The sequence below is a fragment of the Paenibacillus sp. BIC5C1 genome (assembly GCF_032399705.1).
Taxonomy (GTDB): Bacteria; Bacillota; Bacilli; order Paenibacillales; family Paenibacillaceae; genus Paenibacillus; species Paenibacillus taichungensis_A.
The window spans coordinates 314,347-332,591 of record NZ_CP135922.1 but is presented as its reverse complement, the minus strand read 5'-3'; the positions used below and the strand labels follow the sequence as shown (position 1 = coordinate 332,591).

The window sequence follows — 18,245 nt, the reverse complement described above, 5'->3', positions numbered from 1 at the left end:
AGCTCCAATGTGGTAAGGTAAGGTTATAAAGGCATCTGGATTCTGCCTGATCATCACTGGGATTGGTCTGGAAAGGAGAACGTTTCATGGGACTGTTTGACAAGCTTCGACGCCGCAAAAAGGAAAACGCGACTGCAGGTGGAGCCGTACATACTGCTCCATATAGTGAAACCATCGTTGGATTTGTTTTGCTGGAGCACGAAGATTGTAATTTTGATCACTTCATTAGCACGATGAAAAACGAGTGGAATATTGAGATTGAGGAACGTCCGGAGGAAGGTAATCTTTTTTTCGAAGTGGATGGAATGCAAGTAGTGTGTGCACATATTAATGCTCCTGTCCCTGATCGCGAAGTAGAGGAAAATGCCAAATTAAATGTGCTGTGGCGGGACGCGGTACAAGTCACTTCCCGACATCAATCTCAGATTATTGTCTCTGTACTGAATGCAACAGACGCCATTCAGGCACATATTCTGTTCACCCAAACAGCGAGTGCTTTGCTCCAGCTTGACCATGCGTTGGCCATTTATATGGCGCCACTTGTTGTGGAAGCAGGCCAGTACGTGGACATCAGTCGTGGAATTAAGGATCATGAACTGCCCGTCTCCCTCTGGATTTTCATCGGGCTATTCCAAAGCCCTGAAGGCGCATCAGCCTATACTTATGGGTTACGCAACTTCGGGAAAGAGGAGATGGAGATCACTCAGTCTACACAACCGTTAAGTGAAGTATTTGAAATGATGTTTATGACGGCGAATTATGTTGTAGAAAACGACGTAACTCTGCATGACGGCGAGACACTAGGCTTTTCAGCAGAACAAAAGCTTCCCATCAAACGTTCGGAAGGAATAGCTACAGAAGGTAGCAGTTTGAAGATTGGTTTTTAGGTATCGTTAACAGCACAAGGGAAATACGGTGCGACAAACATACAGTCATATCTTAAGGCGCTTCTCAGCATATGAGGGGAACGCCTTTTTGTTTTTTCAAATCTTCATATGAACGCGTTTACCATGCTTGCAGTACGGTCATGGGTTCATCGCACACACCATCGTTACAGATGTGCCACACATGCCATGTTCGACGAATCCAAAACGCCGATAAAGCCGAATTGCTTCATTATCTGGATCAACACTGAGCGAAACAGCATCAATGTCTCGTTTTCGAGCCTCTTCCAATGCCGTCTGAATGAGACGGGTACCTATTCCTTTGCCACGCGCTGTATCAATCACAGCCATTCCCATCTCGGGTGTAGCCGCATTCACATAACCATATCCCGCATTCTGATCATTAAAAAACCGCAACGTCACCGAGCCCATACGCCTTCCCCGAGAATCCACGGCGATAAATCCGAAATCTCCCTCTCTGCCCCAGCCTTCAACGTACTTGGACATCCCGGGGCTATGAATGATCTCTGGTTCAAAAGGCTCTTCGCCCTCCCGCTTGAATATGGATGCATACAACATCTCCCACAGAAAAGGGATATCCTGCTCCTCAATCGGACGCAATTGATACTCCGTCATTCCTTCCCCTCCTTCAAATTGTTAAAGAGTCGTTCCATTTCATTTAGACTAAAATCATTGGTTATTTCATAATTTTCATGTTGATCTCTCGTTTTGTATCCGCTATAGATAGAGACGGCATGTTCATTATAAAACGTAATTCCAAAGCCTTCTGTAAATCGATCTTCTTTCTTAGTTAAAAGCTGCCAGTCATAGTAATATGGGGTTCCCTCGGATCGCTTGGAGATATCTATTTGCTTTACTCTTCTTAATTCGATATCCTTCGTTAGCTTCAACATCTTTCTAATCTCTTGGGGATCTTTAATAATCACTTCTTCTTCATCGTATGGATCGGTGGTCGGTATTTTTTTGATAACCAGAATCTCCAGCTTATCCAGCATACTCATATGATCCGTGACTTCAGCTCGAAAGGTGGTATGTTGTCTCGAAATGTACATGGGTATCGCAATAGCTGCAATCACGACTACAACAACCACACCAAGAATGGTTTTGGTTCTTTTTTTCATTGAGTCTCCTTTCATTGTTGGGTAAATAAGGAAATTAAAGGTTCATTTTAAGTATACCACCTCATCCAAATATTGATCTAGATCATTAAAATCATCCATTAAATACATCTAATCTATAAATAAAAGCCTCTGCAAAACCCTTCATTTTAAATTTTATAAAATGCTAACTAACTTGATAAATATCTATATTATCTTTTTGAAAAAAATGTCGATATACTACATAAGCTTTCGGCTTTGCCTATACTAGCAGGACATCAAAGGGGGAGAATTGGATGAAACTTAAACCGAAATTAATGATGATGTTTCTGGCTGCTGTTCTGATTACAGCGATTCCACTGGCGACACTTGGCTTGTACCAAACAGAGAAACAAGCCACTCGTAATGTTGATTCCAAATTAACTGGATTAATGTCCTCGGCGGCCAATCAACTGGATGGCTGGATCAGCAGCAATGCCAAAGTTGTGGAAACACTGGGGTTTGTGATTCAGGAAGGAATTCCGGCTGGACAACTGAACGAAGATTATTTTGACATTATGAAGCTGGGCAGTAACAAAGAGAGTCTCTCGGATCTTTACTATGGTTCAGAACAAGACGGTCGTTTCATGAATGGTTCAGACTGGACACCTGATGCCGGGTATGATCCACGTCAGCGTCCTTGGTACCAGGAAGCGAAGCAGGCAGACCAACTGGTATTCTCTGATCCCTATCTGGATATGATGTCGAAGCAATACGCGGTCTCCATGGCGATGCCGGTCCTAAATAAAGAGGGACAGATGCAAGGCGTAGTGGCAGGGGATTTGCTGCTCTCTACCCTTACGGATACGGTGGGGAAAATCAATCTGGACGGGCTGGGATATACATTTCTAATCGATAAAAAAGGATTGCTTCTTGCTCACCCGGACGAGAAACAGGTGAATACCTCGGCCTCTGAAAATGAGGAATTAAAACCACTGCTGGCCGATATGCAGGCGAACCCGTCAGGGAAGAAAAATTTTAACTACAGTGGCGAGAATTATCTGCTGTTCTACAATCAAATCCCCAGCACGGGCTGGGTGGTTAGTTCAATTATTTCCGAGAAATTAGCCTATTCAGAATACTATGAACTACGAAATAACTACATTCTGATTATCGCAGTTACGCTAATCGTTGTGATGGCAGCAGCATACTGGATTGCAACACTATTCATCAGACCACTGAAAAGCTTGGGCGCGACCTCCAGACTGATGTCGAACGGTGACTTTACCGGTCGGGTGCAGATCAGAGGTAAAGATGAGTTCGCAGAGTTAGGCGCGGCATTCAATCAGATGTCCGCTCAACTCAGTCTGCTGCTGAAACAGGTCGCCTCCTCCGCTAACCGGGTGCAAAGCATCTCGGGTGAAATGGAAGAACATACGGACAATACCAAACGTATTGCCGAACAGATCTCCATCGCCACAGATGAGCTCGCCCAAGGGTCCAGCAAACAGGCAGAATCGGTCTATGACGGTTCAAGTCGACTGTCAGAGATGAGCAATAGTGTTGGCGGCATTAACCGCAGTGTTGAACAATCTGTAACCATGATGCGAGAAGCAGGGGAAGCCATGCTTGCCGGATTGCAAGCCGTGGATCATCAGGTGGAACTTGCAGACGGCAATCGGAGTTCCATTGATCGTGTGGGTGAGTCGATCACGCTTTTGGCGGACAAGTCGCAGAAAATCGAGGATATTGTCGGCATGATTCGGGGCATCGCCTCCCAGACTAATCTGCTCGCCCTGAATGCTTCCATTGAAGCAGCCAGAGCGGGTGAACACGGACGCGGCTTCGCTGTCGTTGCCGAAGAAGTGCGAAAACTGGCCGAACAGTCTTCGGACTCGGCACAGGATATCATTGTTCTGCTGGATGAGATTCAAGCGGCAAGTCGTCAAAGCGTGAGTGAAGTAACTTCGGCTGAACAAGGTATTGAGCAGCAGGTAGCTGCTGTGCATGAGATGCGCGAGTCGTTTACCCGAATCAAACAATCCATTGACGGCATCGACAGCCAGCTTCAGTTGGTATCCGCTGCTACGACTGAGTTGGATGACAGCTCTGGTAAGATTGCCGAGGTAATCTCCAGTGTTGCAGCCATGTCGGAACAGAGCGCGGCTTCCACGGAAGAGGTTGCTTCTTCCACGCAGGAACAGTTCAATTACATTACAAGCATCTCGGAACGTTCCAATGAGCTGGCGCAGCATGCCAACACACTGTACGAAGAAGTGAAGAAGTTCAAGATTTAACTCAAACAAGCCGCGTTCACCCTTAGGTGCACGCGGCTTGTTTTGTGTGGACGACGTATATGTTTCTGGACAGAGCTGTGTTCTCAAGATTGATTTGATAACTTTCCTGTTGAGTCTCTAATGACCAATTCAGGCTTCAGGACAATTTTCTGAGGTGAATTTTCTTCATTTTTTAGGTCATCAATTAATAAATCAACAGCACGACGCCCCAGATCCTCAATAGGTTGGGCAATCGTCGTCAGAGGCGGACTGGTTACCGAAGCCAGAATCGTATTATCGAATCCGATGATTGATACATCTTCAGGCACACGCAGGCCTAGTTCTTTGGCAGCTTGAAGCGCTCCAATTGCCTGCATGTCGTTACAACAGAAGATGCCTGTGGCTCGATTCTTTTCTGTGAGCAGCACGAGCGCCTCTTTTTTGGCTGAACCCAGATCGGCAGATGACTCTCTAACCTGATCAGCTTCAAGAGAAAGACCCGCCTTCTCCAATACTTCACGAAATCCGCGTACACGTTCCTGACTGCTGCTGACTTTGAACGATTCGGACAGCACTGCTACGTGAATATGACCCAATTCAAGCAGATGCTGTGCTGCCAACCCGCCGCCAAGCCTGTCATCGATCGCAACGGTATGTACCGACAACGACGGCATATGACGGGCAATCAAAGCAACAGGTATCGACTGCTGCAGGAGTGGAGACAGAATCTCGGCATTATCGATACCTGTTCCGATCATCATGCCGTCGACCCTTTTTTGCTGAAGCAGATTCAAATACCGCTCTACCCGTTCGTCCTTATTGTCTGTACTGCAAATCACGACGCTATAACCCAATTGCCGACTGCGATCCTCTACCGCTCTGGCCAGCTCGGCAAAATACGGATTTGAGATATCGGGTACGAGCAACCCAAGCGTGTATGTCTGCTTACCCGTAAGTGCAGCAGCAATTGCGCTCGGTTGATAGTGAAGACGCTCCATGATCTCCATAATCTCGGCACGCCGCTTCTCACTAATTTTACCTTTGCCGTTAATGACCTGCGAGACGGTTGCAATGGATACCCCCGCCTCGCGTGCTATATCATATATGGTTGCTTTCATTGTTATTTCCCCATTTGTGCTATATATAAATCCCCTTATATATAGGTAATCGTTATCTTCTCATTATGCAGGGGGAAGTCCGCATACGCAACTTGAAGCTGATACTACTTTTTATTCATCAGCCAAGCATGGTCCGGGTCGTTATGGAACTTCCAGGTCCGGGTTGGTCCTGCCATCACATTCAGATAGTAGACCTCGTATCCTGGAGGAGCACCTACCGGATGGTATCCACACGGAACAAGCACAACTTCGCCGTTGTTCACTGCCAGCGTCTCATCTACAGCTCGATCATCTGTGTATATCCGCTGGATGGCAAACCCCTGCTCAGGCTGCACTCGGAAATAGTACGTCTCCTCTAGCAATGATTCGTCAGGCAGAGCGTCCCTGTCATGTTTATGCGGCGGATAACTAGACCAATGTCCATCTGGTGTGAACACCTCAACGACGAGCAGACTGTCTGCTTCCTTTTGTTCCGGTAAAATGTTGTGAATCTGTCGTTCCAGGTTGCCATAACCACGCGTCTCAACACCTACATCTTCCGGGGCAATCAGTCGAGCTGGATAGGTGCCTTTACCTGGTGCCGCACATATAGCAATTTCCAATGCGGTAAGAGCTGTTACCTCCACTCGATCTGAACTGGGTACATAAACCGAATACGGAGGAATCTTCTCAAAAACACTCATTCTTTTCCCGATATTCTCCCACGTATATTCACGAGTACTTACATTCGCGAAGCCGCTGAGAAGCACAAGACAGAGTTCCTGATCCCCGCTCTCACGAGTTAGAGTCTGTCCCTCCGCAAGCTGTACCACCTGGAACCCAACATATTCCCATCCCGCAGACTCTGGTGTGACCGTCAACAACGTGCCGTCTGCTTTCGGATTCAACACAGGTTTTACTATGCGTTCTGACATGCTTTCTTCCACTCCTTCCGGTATTCATCCTTACTCCTGATGGCTGTCTATTAGGATGAAATGAACTTGTTATGAAAATGGCACTACGGGGTAACCGTCTGTGATTCCACCGACATGCCCGGCACTTCCCGGAGCTTCACAGGTCTGCCTTGTTCCATGGACATGCGCGCTGCCAGTGCAATGCGTTCTGCCTGAACGGCATCATTCCCGTTCACGATGACAGGTATATCGTTCAGAATCGCGTCGATGAAAAGAGCTGTCTCCTGCACGTACGCTTCGTTGTATCGCTCCAGGAAAAAGTGCAGCGGCTTGTCACGCATCAATCCGTTTGCTGTACTAATCTCTGCCGTATTCGGATGATCGTTCGCAGCTGCGGCGCTGCCTAATGAGCCAAACACTTCAACGCGCTGATCGTATCCATATACCGCCTGGCGGCTGTTATCAATGACACCAATAGCTCCATTTTCAAAACTCATCGTCACAATGGCCGTATCCACATCGCCGTGTTCCGCAAAAACAGGATGAATCAGCACATTGCCCTGGGCATAGACTTCATCCACCTCACTTCCGGATAGATACCTGGCCATGTCGAAATCATGGATCATCATATCCATGAAAATTCCGCCAGACACCCGGATGTACTCTGCTGGCGGCGGACTCGGGTCACGAGAAGTGATTTTGATAATATGCGGATCACCAATCGTTCCTTCCTGCACATGTGCACGTACCCGCTTGAAGTTATGATCGAAGCGACGATTGAATCCGATTTGTAGCTTTACCCCAGCCTTCTGCACGGCTGCAACAGCTGCCTGAGTCTGATGAAGATCCATACTGACCGGCTTCTCACAAAAAATGTGTTTGCCCGCCTGGGCTGCCTGTTCAATCAGGGGTACATGTGTATCTGTTGAGGAACAGATCAACACGGCATCCACATTTGGCATGGCGATCAGCTGGCTGCTATCTGTCGTTACCACCGGAATACCCCGGCTGGAGGCCCACTCCTCCAGCTCGGGTCCTGCAAACAAATCACTGATGCCAACAATCTCGGCATGCGTGTTGCGCAGGAGATTGTCCGCATGAATTTTACCAATACGACCAGCACCGATGATGCCAATTCTCACTTTATCCTTGCCCATTCCGTTATCCTCCCTGTATGTGTCCATGTGGACTCAACGTTCTTCCATTGGCTGGTATTCCCTGAGTGATTACCAGCGGGCAGTAACCATCTTTTTGCGAGTATAAAATTCAACGCCGTCTGTACCGTTGGCATGCAAATCACCGTAGAACGATTTCTTCCAGCCGGAAAAAGGGAAAAATGCCATTGGCGCAGGTACGCCCAAGTTAATGCCCAGCATGCCTGCATCAATCGTTTCACGGAATTGGCGCATGCTTGCTCCACTGCGGGTGAACAGGCAAGCTCCATTGGCAAAGTCGGAACGGTTGGCCAGTTCCACTGCTTCCTCCAGCGTAGCAACCCTCGCTACCGAGAGTACCGGTGCAAAAATCTCGTCCTTCCAGATTTTCATAGTGCTCTGCACCTCATCAAATACCGTCGGACCAACGAAATAACCAGACTTGCCTGTCGCTTCATCTTTGCGACCATCCCGGATCAGAGCAGCGCCTTCCTGTTCTCCGGATTCAATGTAACTAAGTGTACGTTCCTTATGTGGACCACGAATGACAGGACCCAGGAACACCCCTTCATCCATGCCGTTACCAATGGTGATGCGGTCTGCCGCTTCCACCAGCTTTTGCACCAGCGTATCAGCAACATCGCCCACGGCGACAACAACCGAGCAGGCCATACAGCGTTCTCCGGCTGAGCCGAAGGCCGCACTGGTGATTTCTTTCACTGTCAGATCAAGATCGGCATCAGGCATAACGATCGAGTGATTTTTGGCACCAGCAAGCGCCTGTACCCGTTTGCCATGTGCGGATGCGGTAGTGTAAACATATTCAGCCACAGGCTGTGATCCGACAAAAGAGATCGCTTGAACATCCTTGTGTTCAAGCAGTCCATTCACAACGTCATGCGCACCGTGAACGATATTGAGCACACCGTCCGGAAGCCCTGCTTCCTTGAACAGCTCAGCCAGACGACCTGCCAGCAGCGGTGTGCGCTCGGACGGCTTCAGGACAAAGGTGTTACCGCACGCAATCGCCAGCGGGAACATCCAGCACGGTACCATCATCGGGAAGTTGAAGGGGGTTATTCCCCCAATAACACCGATTGGGTACCGGTACATGCCTGACTCCAGCCCAGTGGCGATGTCAGGCAGCTGTTTGCCCATCATCAGGTTCGGGGCGCCTGCCGCGAATTCGACGCATTCAATGCCACGCTGTACTTCGCCGTAAGCTTCCGCGTAGCTTTTACCGTTCTCCAGCGTAACCAGCCGGGCGAGTTCTTCCCAGTGCTCCACCAGCAGCTGCTGGTAGCGGAACAGAATCCGTGCACGGCGGGGAACTGGTGTGCCGCTCCAGGACGGGAACGCCTCCCTTGCCGTCTGGACGGCCAAATCCACATCCGCCTGTTCAGACAACGGTACGTGTGCAATGACCTCTTCCGTAGCCGGATTCACGACCGGCTCCGTACGGGTTGCCGCCGGGGTCACCCAGGCACCCCCGATCCAGTTTTGAACCATTGTCGCTGTTGCTGACGCTTCCGAAATCCCTTTTCCCATAGCCCTGTCTCCCTTCGCTTATATGTGCGCTCCGTCAATTAACTCCATCCACTCCAAGTACTTCAACACGCTTCAAGACACCGTAATTTCGCCCCGATTGCAGCGTTCGATATAGTCATTCACTTGTTCCACTGTTGGCATCGCATCCGAGCAGCTGTGGCTGGAGATAACGATACATGCTGCCGCACTGCCAAACGCCATGCTGCGTTCAATCGTCCAGCCCTGCATCAACCCATACAGGAATCCCGCCGCGTAGGAATCGCCTGCTCCAAACGTCTTCACCACACGCGCTGGGTAGCTGTCGGCTTGATGAGATAGCCCTTCACCTGTATAAGCAATGGAGCCTTCCTTGCCATGTTTGATGACGACAATTTTAGCGGAAAAGTCGAACCATTTTTGCGCGGTCACCTGATCGCTATGGTCTGGATTATGGTCAAACGTCTCCATCATGTCGAACTCTTCACGGGTGCCCAGGATGATATCGCATTTCTCGGCCGCGAGGTTATAATAGACCGCCGTCTCCTCGGCTGATGTCCATGTGTAAGGACGATAGTCCAGATCAAACACAATGATTGTGCCATGCTTTTTCGCATATGCCAGCGCCTGGAATACCGCTTCACGTGATGGGCTTTGAGCGAGGGCTGTGCCTGAGATCAGCAGCACTTTGGAGTCGGCAATCAGCTCTTCCTGGACCTCTCTCGACTGCAATAGCAGATCAGCCACATGGTCACGATACATTAGAATGTTGCAATCGGTTGGACTTTTGATCTCGGTAAAAGCAAGTCCTGTCACCGCTCCGGTATCGTCCGTTACCACATTTGACGTATCGATTCCGTTCCGCTCCAGATAACTGTTGATGAACCTGCCCATCTGGTCATTCGCGATTTTGCCGATAAATGCCGTTTCCATACCGAGCCTGGACATGCCAATCGTGATATTAGCCGGAGATCCGCCCACATATTTCGTAAAGGTCATCGTCTCTTCCATCGGGCGATTGATCTCATTGGCATTCAAGTCGATGCACAGACGGCCAATCGCGGTGAAATCCATCTTCCTGGAATCAGGAAAGGATACGTAAGTCATTTTATTTGAACCCCTTTCTATGATGGGATTTGAAATGTTACATTCATCAAACTCACACTCATCATCGGGTTTACCTCATGGTACGGCTCTCTCCCGATGGCCATGACTTTATCAGCTGTGCTGGTATAAGGACTCCATATATTGCAACGATCGCCGCGCATACTCATACGGATTATGAATTGCAGGGTCCTGTTCCCCTTCAAGCATCGCCCAGCCATCATACCCCCGTGTAACCAACTCCTGCAGAATCGGTGCAAAATCAATACATCCATCTCCGGGAACCGTAAATACTCCTTTACGAATACAGCCCACAAAATCAGACTGTTCCGCCCGTGCTTCGTCCAGCACTTGAGGACGGATATCTTTCAGATGAATATAGGCAATCCTGTCATAATGCTTACGCAGGAGCGCTAACGGGTCGGCGCCGCCGTAGTAAGCATGACCTGTATCATAGAGCAAATAAACAAGAGATGGGTCAGTCAGTTCCATCAATTTATCGATCTCATCCGGCTGCTCAACAACGGTACCGCCGTGATGATGGTATGTCAGCTTCAACCCGTGCTCACGGGCGATGGCACCTGCTTCGTTCAGCCCCTCAGCAAGGATGTGCCATTCCGATTCACTGAGTCTCAGCACTTCTTTTTCATGCGGTGTCCGCCTTGGATCAAAATGCAGGGAGCCACCTACTTCCGCCGTGCTAATCACCTTGCTGCCCATAGATTGCAGAAACTCCGCGTGTCTGCGATAGCTGTCCAGCTCAGACTGGCGATACGTCAGGTCAGAGAACAATACCGATTTCCACTGGGAAACGAGGCGTATTTTGCGCCTGCCCAGCTCCTCCCGCAATGTGTCTGGATCCGTGGGATATTTGCGTCCCATCTCCGTACCCGTCAGGCCAAGTCGTTGAATGTCATCCAGAATCTGTTCACACGTTGTTGCATCACCATGCTCCTTTACATCCTCTCCAACCCAGTTGATCGGATGAATCCCGAGCTGAAATGGCAGCTTGTTCATGGCTCCACGTCTCCTTTTGTGTTTCAACATTTTCGCATCATTCGATTTAACGCGTGCATTCCCATCTATATTATGCTGATTGAAAGTTACTCTTTGGATTGATGATATGCTCAACTATATGAGTCTAGCTTTGGCACGGTTTGCCTGCATCGCGTTATGAGCTGTTACTACCTTTTCCTCGTTGGATACTTCTGGAACGCCCACATTCCACCATGACTCATATCCACCTGCATTGGTTCCGGGCACGACTGGAATTTCGATCAGTGTAGTCACGGTCTCATTCCGTGCATCTCTGATCGCCTGCTCCAATTGTTCCGTCGTCTCTGCCTTATAGGCTTTGGCTCCAAGGCTGCGGGCATGGGCTGCAAAATCCATAGGCATATAATCCCCGGTCAGTCGCCCGCTCTCCGATTCCCGATAGCGGAACTCGTTGCCGAAACCGTCACTTCCGTGCTCCCGTTGCAAATTATGAATACACTGAAATCCGTTGTTGTTGAATAGTAAAATGGTCATCTTCTTCTGTTCCTGCAAACTCGTCACCAGTTCAGAATGCAGCATTAGGTAACTACCGTCACCCACCATGGCATACACTTCACGATCCGGCTCGGCAAGTGCTGCCCCGAATGCTCCGCTCACCTCATAGCCCATACAGGAGAAGCCATATTCCATGTGGTATGTTTTCGGTGCAGACGCGCGCCATAGACGGTGCAAGTCTCCAGGCAAACTTCCCGCCGCACACACAATGACTGAAGAAGGGTCAATGGTCCGATTAATAACACCAACCGCTGTCGTTTGTGCCAGTCCTGCCTCATGTTTCAGTCCATAGAGTCGATCCACCTCGGTGTTCCACCCATCCCGCAGGTCGGCGATCTTCGATGCTTCGTATCCACTGTGGTACTGCCGTCCCTGTAAAGCCGTTTGCAAAGCTTGCAAACCCTCCCGTGCATCCGCTAAAATCGCTTCCCCACCCAATTTGGCGGCATCCATACCGTTCAGGTTAATATTGATGAAAGCCGCTTCGGGATGCTGAAAAGCAGACCGAGACGCCGTCGTAAAATCCGAGAACCGGGTGCCGACGCCGATTACCACATCCGCTTCTCTGGCAAGCCTGTTGGCAGCCAGCGAGCCGGTCACGCCGATGGCCCCCACATTAAGTGGGTGGTCCCACGCCAAGGCACTCTTGCCAGCCTGCGTCTCGGCAACCGGAATGCCGAATGCCTCGGCGAATTCAGCCAGCTGTGTGGATGCCTCGGCATACAACACGCCGCCGCCTGCTACGATCAGCGGCTTCCTGCCACGGGCAATCTGCTGCGCTGCCCGTTCAATTGCCGCCTGGACCGGAGGACGACGGTCCAGGTAATGCACCTTGCGGGCGAAGAACGATTCAGGGTAATCGTACGCCTCTGCCTGCACATCCTGTGGCAGTGCCAACGTTACCGCCCCCGTCTCCGCCGGGTCCATCAGCACGCGCATCGCCTGTGTGGCAGCAATCATCAGCTGTTCAGGACGCACGATGCGATCCCAGTATTTGCTGACCGCTTTGAACGAATCAGTGGCTGAAATAGTATAATCGCCGCTTACCTCCAGTTGTTGCAGCACGGGATCTGGTTCACGCGTAGCAAAGTTATCACCTGGAAGCAGTAAAACGGGAATACGATTGACCGTTGCCGTTGCCGCTGCGGTAATCATGTTCAGCGCTCCTGGTCCGATGGATGTTGTGCAGGCATAAATCTGTCTACGGTTCTTCTGCTTGGCATAGGCCGCTGCCGTATGTACCATGCCTTGTTCATTTTTACCCTGCATATACGTCAGACTTCCAGAACTACGCTCCAGCGCCTCTCCAATACCAGTTACGTTGCCGTGACCGAAAATGCCGATAACACCTTTCACAAACTTGGTTTCCACCCCATCAACGGAAATATATTGCTGGTCCAGATATCGGAGCAGTGCCTGAGCCATCGTCAGTCTAATGGTTGTCATGGAAAAATCATCTCCCTTCCCTTCACGGGTTAAGCGCTTAATCTAAGTTAAGTTTAAGCGCCTTACCCCTGAAGGTTAAGCGCTTAATTGATATAGTATTACAGGCTGAGGGATTAGGCAAGATATTTTTGTAAGCGTTTTTAAAAATTCAAATAAACATAGCTTTATCACTGCAGTATTGTGTGTTATCCCACTGTTAATAAAGCTATGACCCGATAAGTTACTAACATTGAAGTATATGTCCAAAGGAGACTAAAAAAATGCAAAAAAAAAGAGATGGCAGAAACCATCTCTTTTTTTTGCATTTCTATAAAGCGGGTGATGGGAATCGAACCCACGCTATTAGCTTGGAAGGCTAAAGTTCTACCATTGAACTACACCCGCATGTAAAAATCGGGATGACACGATTTGAACATGCGACCCCCTGGTCCCAAACCAGGTGCTCTACCAAGCTGAGCTACATCCCGTTATCTATACCGGCGAGAGGACTCGAACCTCCACGGTTTCCCACTCGATTTTGAGTCGAGCGCGTCTGCCATTCCGCCACGCCGGCATATGAGGTTATAATGGCGCGCCCTGAGAGATTCGAACTCCCGGCCTTTTGATTCGTAGTCAAACGCTCTATCCAGCTGAGCTAAGGGCGCAAAATATTGGAGCGGAAGACGGGAATCGAACCCGCGACCCTCGCCTTGGCAAGGCGATGCTCTACCGCTGAGCCACTTCCGCATATAAAGGATGCGCGTGGAGGGACTTGAACCCCCACGTCAAAGACGCTAGATCCTAAGTCTAGTGCGTCTGCCAATTCCGCCACACGCGCATATGATGGTGAGTCATGAAGGGCTCGAACCTTCGACACCCTGATTAAAAGTCAGGTGCTCTACCAACTGAGCTAATGACTCAAAAAACTGGTGGAGGATGATGGATTCGAACCACCGAACCCGTACGGGAGCAGATTTACAGTCTGATGCGTTTGGCCGCTTCGCTAATCCTCCAGGATTACATGGTGCCGGCGAGAGGACTTGAACCCCCAACCTACTGATTACAAGTCAGTTGCTCTACCAGTTGAGCTACACCGGCATATTATGTTGTGATAAATGGTGGCTCGGGACGGAATCGAACCGCCGACACGAGGATTTTCAGTCCTCTGCTCTACCGACTGAGCTACCGAGCCACAATGAAGTTTGAATTAATGGCGGAACCGACGGGATACTCTCACTTCGTTCGAGACTGCGAAGCTAATGCTCTCGAAGTGAATGCTCCGACGAACCCAAAAACGGATTCTCATCCCTGAAGCATAATCAAGATGGCGGAACCGACGGGATTCGAACCCGCGATCTCCTGCGTGACAGGCAGGCATGTTAGGCCAACTACACCACGGTTCCAGATCACTTTCTTGAAAGAAAGTATAATTGCGGGGGCAGGATTTGAACCTGCGGCCTTCGGGTTATGAGCCCGACGAGCTACCGGGCTGCTCCACCCCGCGTCGTTATTTAGAATACTATATGGTGGAGGCTGAGGGGATCGAACCCCCGACCCTCTGCTTGTAAGGCAGATGCTCTCCCAGCTGAGCTAAGCCTCCATATATATGACCCGTAGGGGATACTCTCACTTCATTCGAGACTGCGAAGCCTTTGCTAACGAAGTTTATCCTCCGACGAACCTTTGGGATTCTCATCCCTTTTTTAAGCTAATAAATATAGCTATGACCCGTAGGGGATTCGAACCCCTGTTACCTCCGTGAAAGGGAGGTGTCTTAACCCCTTGACCAACGGGCCTTAATGGCTCCCCGAACAGGACTCGAACCTGTGACAACTCGATTAACAGTCGAGTGCTCTACCAACTGAGCTATCAGGGAATGGTGGAGCCAAGCGGGATCGAACCGCTGACCTCCTGCTTGCAAGGCAGGCGCTCTCCCAGCTGAGCTATGGCCCCATACACTGTGTTTTTAAAAATTATATGGTGGGCCCTGGTGGACTCGAACCACCGGCCTCACCCTTATCAGAGGTGCGCTCTAACCAACTGAGCTAAGGGCCCGTATGAAAAATCGAAAAAAAATACCCCAATGGGGTTTCGCTTGGCGGCATCCTACTCTCCCAGGACCCTGCGGTCCAAGTACCATCGGCGCTAGAGGGCTTAACGGTCGTGTTCGGGATGGGTACGTGTGGAACCCCTCCGCCATCGCCACCAAACGCATAGCTTAGCTTACATTTCAGAGATCATTCTCTGAAAACTAGATCCGAAACGAGATTTGCGATTTACAACTTGCATATTGGATAAGCCCTCGACCGATTAGTACTGGTCAGCTCCATGCATTGCTGCACTTCCACCCCCAGCCTATCTACCTCGTCGTCTTCAAGGGGTCTTACATACTGGGAAATCTCATCTTGAGGGGGGCTTCACGCTTAGATGCTTTCAGCGCTTATCCCTTCCGTACATAGCTACCCAGCGGTGCTCCTGGCGGAACAACTGGTACACCAGCGGTACGTCCATCCCGGTCCTCTCGTACTAAGGACAGCTCCTCTCAAATTTCCTACGCCCACGACAGATAGGGACCGAACTGTCTCACGACGTTCTGAACCCAGCTCGCGTACCGCTTTAATGGGCGAACAGCCCAACCCTTGGGACCTACTTCAGCCCCAGGATGCGATGAGCCGACATCGAGGTGCCAAACCTCCCCGTCGATGTGGACTCTTGGGGGAGATAAGCCTGTTATCCCCAGGGTAGCTTTTATCCGTTGAGCGATGGCCCTTCCATGCGGTACCACCGGATCACTAAGCCCGACTTTCGTCCCTGCTCGACTTGTAGGTCTCGCAGTCAAGCTCCCTTATGCCTTTGCACTCTTCGAATGATTTCCAACCATTCTGAGGGAACCTTTGGGCGCCTCCGTTACTCTTTAGGAGGCGACCGCCCCAGTCAAACTGCCCACCTGACACTGTCCCCGCACCGGATTACGGTACCAGGTTAGAACCTAGATACGATCAGGGTGGTATCCCAACGGTGCCTCCACAGAAGCTTGCGCTCCTGCTTCAAAGGCTCCCACCTATCCTGTACAGATCGTACCCAAATTCAATATCAAGCTGCAGTAAAGCTCCATGGGGTCTTTCCGTCTTGTCGCGGGTAACCTGCATCTTCACAGGTATTAAAATTTCACCGGATCTCTCGTTGAGACAGCGCCCAAGTCGTTACGCCATTCGTGCGGGTCAGAATTTACCTGACAAGGAATTTCGCTACCTTAGGACCGTTATAGTTACGGCCGCCGTTTACTGGGGCTTCGGTTCACAGCTTCGGATTGCTCCTAACCGCTCCCCTTAACCTTCCAGCACCGGGCAGGCGTCAGCCCGTATACTTCGCCTTACGGCTTCGCACAGACCTGTGTTTTTGCTAAACAGTCGCTTGGGCCTTTTCACTGCGGCCCCCTCGTGCTATTCACACTACCGGGGCACCCCTTCTCCCGAAGTTACGGGGTCATTTTGCCGAGTTCCTTAACGAGAGTTCTTCCGCGCGCCTTAGAATTCTCTTCTCGCCTACCTGTGTCGGTTTGCGGTACGGGCACCATCACCTGGCTAGAGGCTTTTCTTGGCAGTGTGAGATCATGACCTTCGCTACTATAATTTTCGCTCCCCATTACAGCCCAGCCTTACGATGTGCGGATTTGCCTACACATCAGCCTCACTGCTTAGACGGACATCCATCAGTCCGCGTCACTACCCTGCTGCGTCCCCCCATTGCTCATAACGGCTTACGGTGGTACAGGAATTTCGACCTGTTGTCCTTCGACTACGCCTTTCGGCCTCGCCTTAGGTCCCGACTTACCCTGAGCGGACGAGCCTTCCTCAGGAACCCTTAGGCTTTCGGCGGATCAGATTCTCACTGATCTTTTCGTTACTCATACCGGCATTCTCACTTGTATAATGTCCAGCGCTCCTTACGGTACACCTTCAACCCTTATACAACGCTCCCCTACCCCTGATGCAAAGCATCAAGCCATAGCTTCGGTGGTGTGTTTAGCCCCGTTACATTTTCGGCGCAGAGTCACTCGACCAGTGAGCTATTACGCACTCTTTCAATGGTGGCTGCTTCTAAGCCAACATCCTGGTTGTCTGTGCAACTCCACATCCTTTCCCACTTAACACACACTTGGGGACCTTAGCTGATGGTCTGGGCTGTTTCCCTTTTGACAATGGATCTTAGCACTCACTGTCTGACTCCCGGAAGTAAGTCTATGGCATTCGGAGTTTGACTGAGCTTGGTAACCCTTGCGGGCCCCGCACCCAATCAGTGCTCTACCTCCACGACTCTGTTTTCCGAGGCTAGCCCTAAAGCTATTTCGGGGAGAACCAGCTATCTCCGAGTTCGATTGGAATTTCTCCGCTACCCCCACCTCATCCCCGCACTTTTCAACGTGCGTGGGTTCGGGCCTCCAGTGCGTGTTACCGCACCTTCACCCTGGACAGGGGTAGATCACCCGGTTTCGGGTCTACGTCCACGTACTATGTCGCCCTATTCAGACTCGCTTTCGCTGCGGCTCCGGCTCTTCACCTTAACCTTGCACGGGAACGTAACTCGCCGGTTCATTCTACAAAAGGCACGCCATCACCCCTAAAACGGGCTCTGACTTTTTGTAAGCACACGGTTTCAGGTTCTATTTCACTCCCCTTCCGGGGTGCTTTTCACCTTTCCCTCACGGTACTGCTTCACTATCGGTCGCTAGGAAGTATTTAGCCTTGGCAGATGGTCCTGCCGGATTCATACGGGGTTTCACGTGCCCCGCACTACTCGGGATACATCTCGGAGAGAACAGACTTTCAACTACAGGGCTTTTACCTTCTTTGGCGGGCCTTTCCAGACCTCTTCGTTTAACCGGCTCCTTTGTAACTCCATGTGAGATGTCCCACAACCCCAAAGAGCAAGCTCTCTGGTTTGGGCTTCTCCGCGTTCGCTCGCCGCTACTGACGGAATCACTATTGTTTTCTCTTCCTCAGGGTACTTAGATGTTTCAGTTCCCCTGGTATGCCTCTACATAACCTATGTATTCAGTTATGAGTAACTGGAAATTACCCCAGCTGGGTTTCCCCATTCGGACACCCCCGGATCAAAGCTTGCTTACAGCTCCCCGAGGCAGTTTCGTTGTTCGCCACGTCCTTCATCGGCTCCTAGCGCCTAGGCATCCTCCGTGTGCTCTTAGTAGCTTAACCAAT

11 protein-coding genes, 17 tRNA genes and 2 rRNA genes are annotated in these 18,245 nt (G+C 50.3%); 2 read left to right on the top strand and 28 right to left on the bottom strand.

What is annotated here, in order from left to right; all coding sequences use genetic code 11:
• Nucleotides 1–86: 86 nt before the first annotated feature.
• Nucleotides 87–887 (top strand): DUF4261 domain-containing protein, encoded by an 801-nt coding sequence (locus tag RS891_RS01545; RefSeq protein WP_315794249.1) that lies wholly within the window; start codon nucleotides 87–89, stop codon nucleotides 885–887.
• 138 nt (nucleotides 888–1,025) lie between these two features.
• On the opposite strand, the gene RS891_RS01540 is transcribed toward RS891_RS01545, so the two are convergent.
• Together RS891_RS01540 and RS891_RS01535 are read right to left on the bottom strand one after the other, a co-directional pair.
• On the bottom strand, nucleotides 1,026–1,520 hold the full coding sequence (locus RS891_RS01540) for a GNAT family N-acetyltransferase (protein WP_315794248.1): 495 nt from the start codon (nucleotides 1,518–1,520) through the stop codon (nucleotides 1,026–1,028).
• Nucleotides 1,517–2,026: a hypothetical protein gene (locus RS891_RS01535; RefSeq protein WP_315794247.1), complete on the bottom strand. Its 510-nt coding sequence runs from the start codon at nucleotides 2,024–2,026 to the stop codon at nucleotides 1,517–1,519. Before RS891_RS01535 ends, RS891_RS01540 begins: the two co-directional genes overlap by 4 nt.
• A gap of 272 nt (nucleotides 2,027–2,298) precedes the next feature.
• On the opposite strand from RS891_RS01535, the gene RS891_RS01530 reads away from it, so the two are divergent.
• Nucleotides 2,299–4,278, top strand: a complete 1,980-nt coding sequence (locus RS891_RS01530) for a methyl-accepting chemotaxis protein (protein ID WP_315794246.1) — start codon at nucleotides 2,299–2,301, stop codon at nucleotides 4,276–4,278.
• 83 nt (nucleotides 4,279–4,361) lie between these two features.
• Here the strand turns inward: RS891_RS01530 and RS891_RS01525 are convergent, their stop codons facing one another.
• The 26 genes from RS891_RS01525 to RS891_RS01400 all read right to left on the bottom strand — a co-directional run bounded on the left by RS891_RS01525 (nucleotide 4,362) and on the right by RS891_RS01400 (nucleotide 18,242).
• The gene (locus tag RS891_RS01525) at nucleotides 4,362–5,375 is read right to left on the bottom strand and encodes a LacI family DNA-binding transcriptional regulator (RefSeq protein WP_113056254.1); all 1,014 of its coding nucleotides are present in this window, start codon (nucleotides 5,373–5,375) and stop codon (nucleotides 4,362–4,364) included.
• A gap of 104 nt (nucleotides 5,376–5,479) precedes the next feature.
• On the bottom strand, nucleotides 5,480–6,289 hold the full coding sequence (gene iolB / locus RS891_RS01520; RefSeq protein WP_315794245.1) for a 5-deoxy-glucuronate isomerase: 810 nt from the start codon (nucleotides 6,287–6,289) through the stop codon (nucleotides 5,480–5,482).
• Nucleotides 6,290–6,372: 83 nt separating this feature from the next.
• Nucleotides 6,373–7,425, bottom strand: a complete 1,053-nt coding sequence (gene iolG / locus RS891_RS01515) for an inositol 2-dehydrogenase (RefSeq protein ID WP_315794244.1) — start codon at nucleotides 7,423–7,425, stop codon at nucleotides 6,373–6,375.
• A gap of 69 nt (nucleotides 7,426–7,494) precedes the next feature.
• The gene (locus RS891_RS01510) at nucleotides 7,495–8,970 is read right to left on the bottom strand and encodes a CoA-acylating methylmalonate-semialdehyde dehydrogenase (protein WP_301250044.1); all 1,476 of its coding nucleotides are present in this window, start codon (nucleotides 8,968–8,970) and stop codon (nucleotides 7,495–7,497) included.
• Between the two features lie 72 nt (nucleotides 8,971–9,042).
• Nucleotides 9,043–10,053 carry a 5-dehydro-2-deoxygluconokinase gene (gene iolC, locus RS891_RS01505; protein ID WP_315794243.1) on the bottom strand — a complete coding sequence of 337 codons (1,011 nt, stop codon included), beginning with the start codon at nucleotides 10,051–10,053 and terminating at the stop codon, nucleotides 9,043–9,045.
• Between the two features lie 111 nt (nucleotides 10,054–10,164).
• Nucleotides 10,165–11,067: a myo-inosose-2 dehydratase gene (gene iolE, locus RS891_RS01500; RefSeq protein WP_315794242.1), complete on the bottom strand. Its 903-nt coding sequence runs from the start codon at nucleotides 11,065–11,067 to the stop codon at nucleotides 10,165–10,167.
• A 114-nt stretch (nucleotides 11,068–11,181) separates the two neighbouring features.
• A complete protein-coding gene (iolD, locus tag RS891_RS01495) occupies nucleotides 11,182–13,047 on the bottom strand; it encodes a 3D-(3,5/4)-trihydroxycyclohexane-1,2-dione acylhydrolase (decyclizing) (protein ID WP_315794241.1) in 1,866 nt (621 codons plus the stop codon).
• Nucleotides 13,048–13,360: 313 nt separating this feature from the next.
• Nucleotides 13,361–13,431, bottom strand: a tRNA-Gly gene (locus tag RS891_RS01490).
• A gap of 9 nt (nucleotides 13,432–13,440) precedes the next feature.
• Nucleotides 13,441–13,514 (bottom strand) — tRNA-Pro (locus tag RS891_RS01485).
• Between the two features lie 7 nt (nucleotides 13,515–13,521).
• Nucleotides 13,522–13,600: transfer RNA gene (locus RS891_RS01480), tRNA-Leu, on the bottom strand.
• A 14-nt stretch (nucleotides 13,601–13,614) separates the two neighbouring features.
• Nucleotides 13,615–13,691, bottom strand: a tRNA-Arg gene (locus RS891_RS01475).
• 7 nt (nucleotides 13,692–13,698) lie between these two features.
• Nucleotides 13,699–13,773 (bottom strand) — tRNA-Gly (locus RS891_RS01470).
• 10 nt (nucleotides 13,774–13,783) lie between these two features.
• Nucleotides 13,784–13,864 (bottom strand) — tRNA-Leu (locus RS891_RS01465).
• A gap of 6 nt (nucleotides 13,865–13,870) precedes the next feature.
• A tRNA-Lys gene (locus tag RS891_RS01460) sits at nucleotides 13,871–13,946 on the bottom strand.
• A 7-nt stretch (nucleotides 13,947–13,953) separates the two neighbouring features.
• A tRNA-Tyr gene (locus RS891_RS01455) sits at nucleotides 13,954–14,039 on the bottom strand.
• A gap of 9 nt (nucleotides 14,040–14,048) precedes the next feature.
• Nucleotides 14,049–14,124, bottom strand: a tRNA-Thr gene (locus tag RS891_RS01450).
• An 18-nt stretch (nucleotides 14,125–14,142) separates the two neighbouring features.
• A tRNA-Phe gene (locus tag RS891_RS01445) sits at nucleotides 14,143–14,218 on the bottom strand.
• 133 nt (nucleotides 14,219–14,351) lie between these two features.
• Nucleotides 14,352–14,429 (bottom strand) — tRNA-Asp (locus tag RS891_RS01440).
• A 27-nt stretch (nucleotides 14,430–14,456) separates the two neighbouring features.
• Nucleotides 14,457–14,530, bottom strand: a tRNA-Met gene (locus RS891_RS01435).
• Between the two features lie 20 nt (nucleotides 14,531–14,550).
• Nucleotides 14,551–14,626: transfer RNA gene (locus RS891_RS01430), tRNA-Val, on the bottom strand.
• A gap of 124 nt (nucleotides 14,627–14,750) precedes the next feature.
• Nucleotides 14,751–14,822 (bottom strand) — tRNA-Glu (locus RS891_RS01425).
• 4 nt (nucleotides 14,823–14,826) lie between these two features.
• Nucleotides 14,827–14,902 (bottom strand) — tRNA-Asn (locus tag RS891_RS01420).
• Nucleotide 14,903: 1 nt separating this feature from the next.
• Nucleotides 14,904–14,979 (bottom strand) — tRNA-Ala (locus RS891_RS01415).
• A 25-nt stretch (nucleotides 14,980–15,004) separates the two neighbouring features.
• Nucleotides 15,005–15,081, bottom strand: a tRNA-Ile gene (locus RS891_RS01410).
• Between the two features lie 38 nt (nucleotides 15,082–15,119).
• Nucleotides 15,120–15,236: ribosomal RNA gene (gene rrf / locus RS891_RS01405) — 5S ribosomal RNA — on the bottom strand.
• A gap of 80 nt (nucleotides 15,237–15,316) precedes the next feature.
• Nucleotides 15,317–18,242, bottom strand: a 23S ribosomal RNA gene (locus tag RS891_RS01400).
• Between the last annotated feature and the right edge of the window lie 3 nt (nucleotides 18,243–18,245).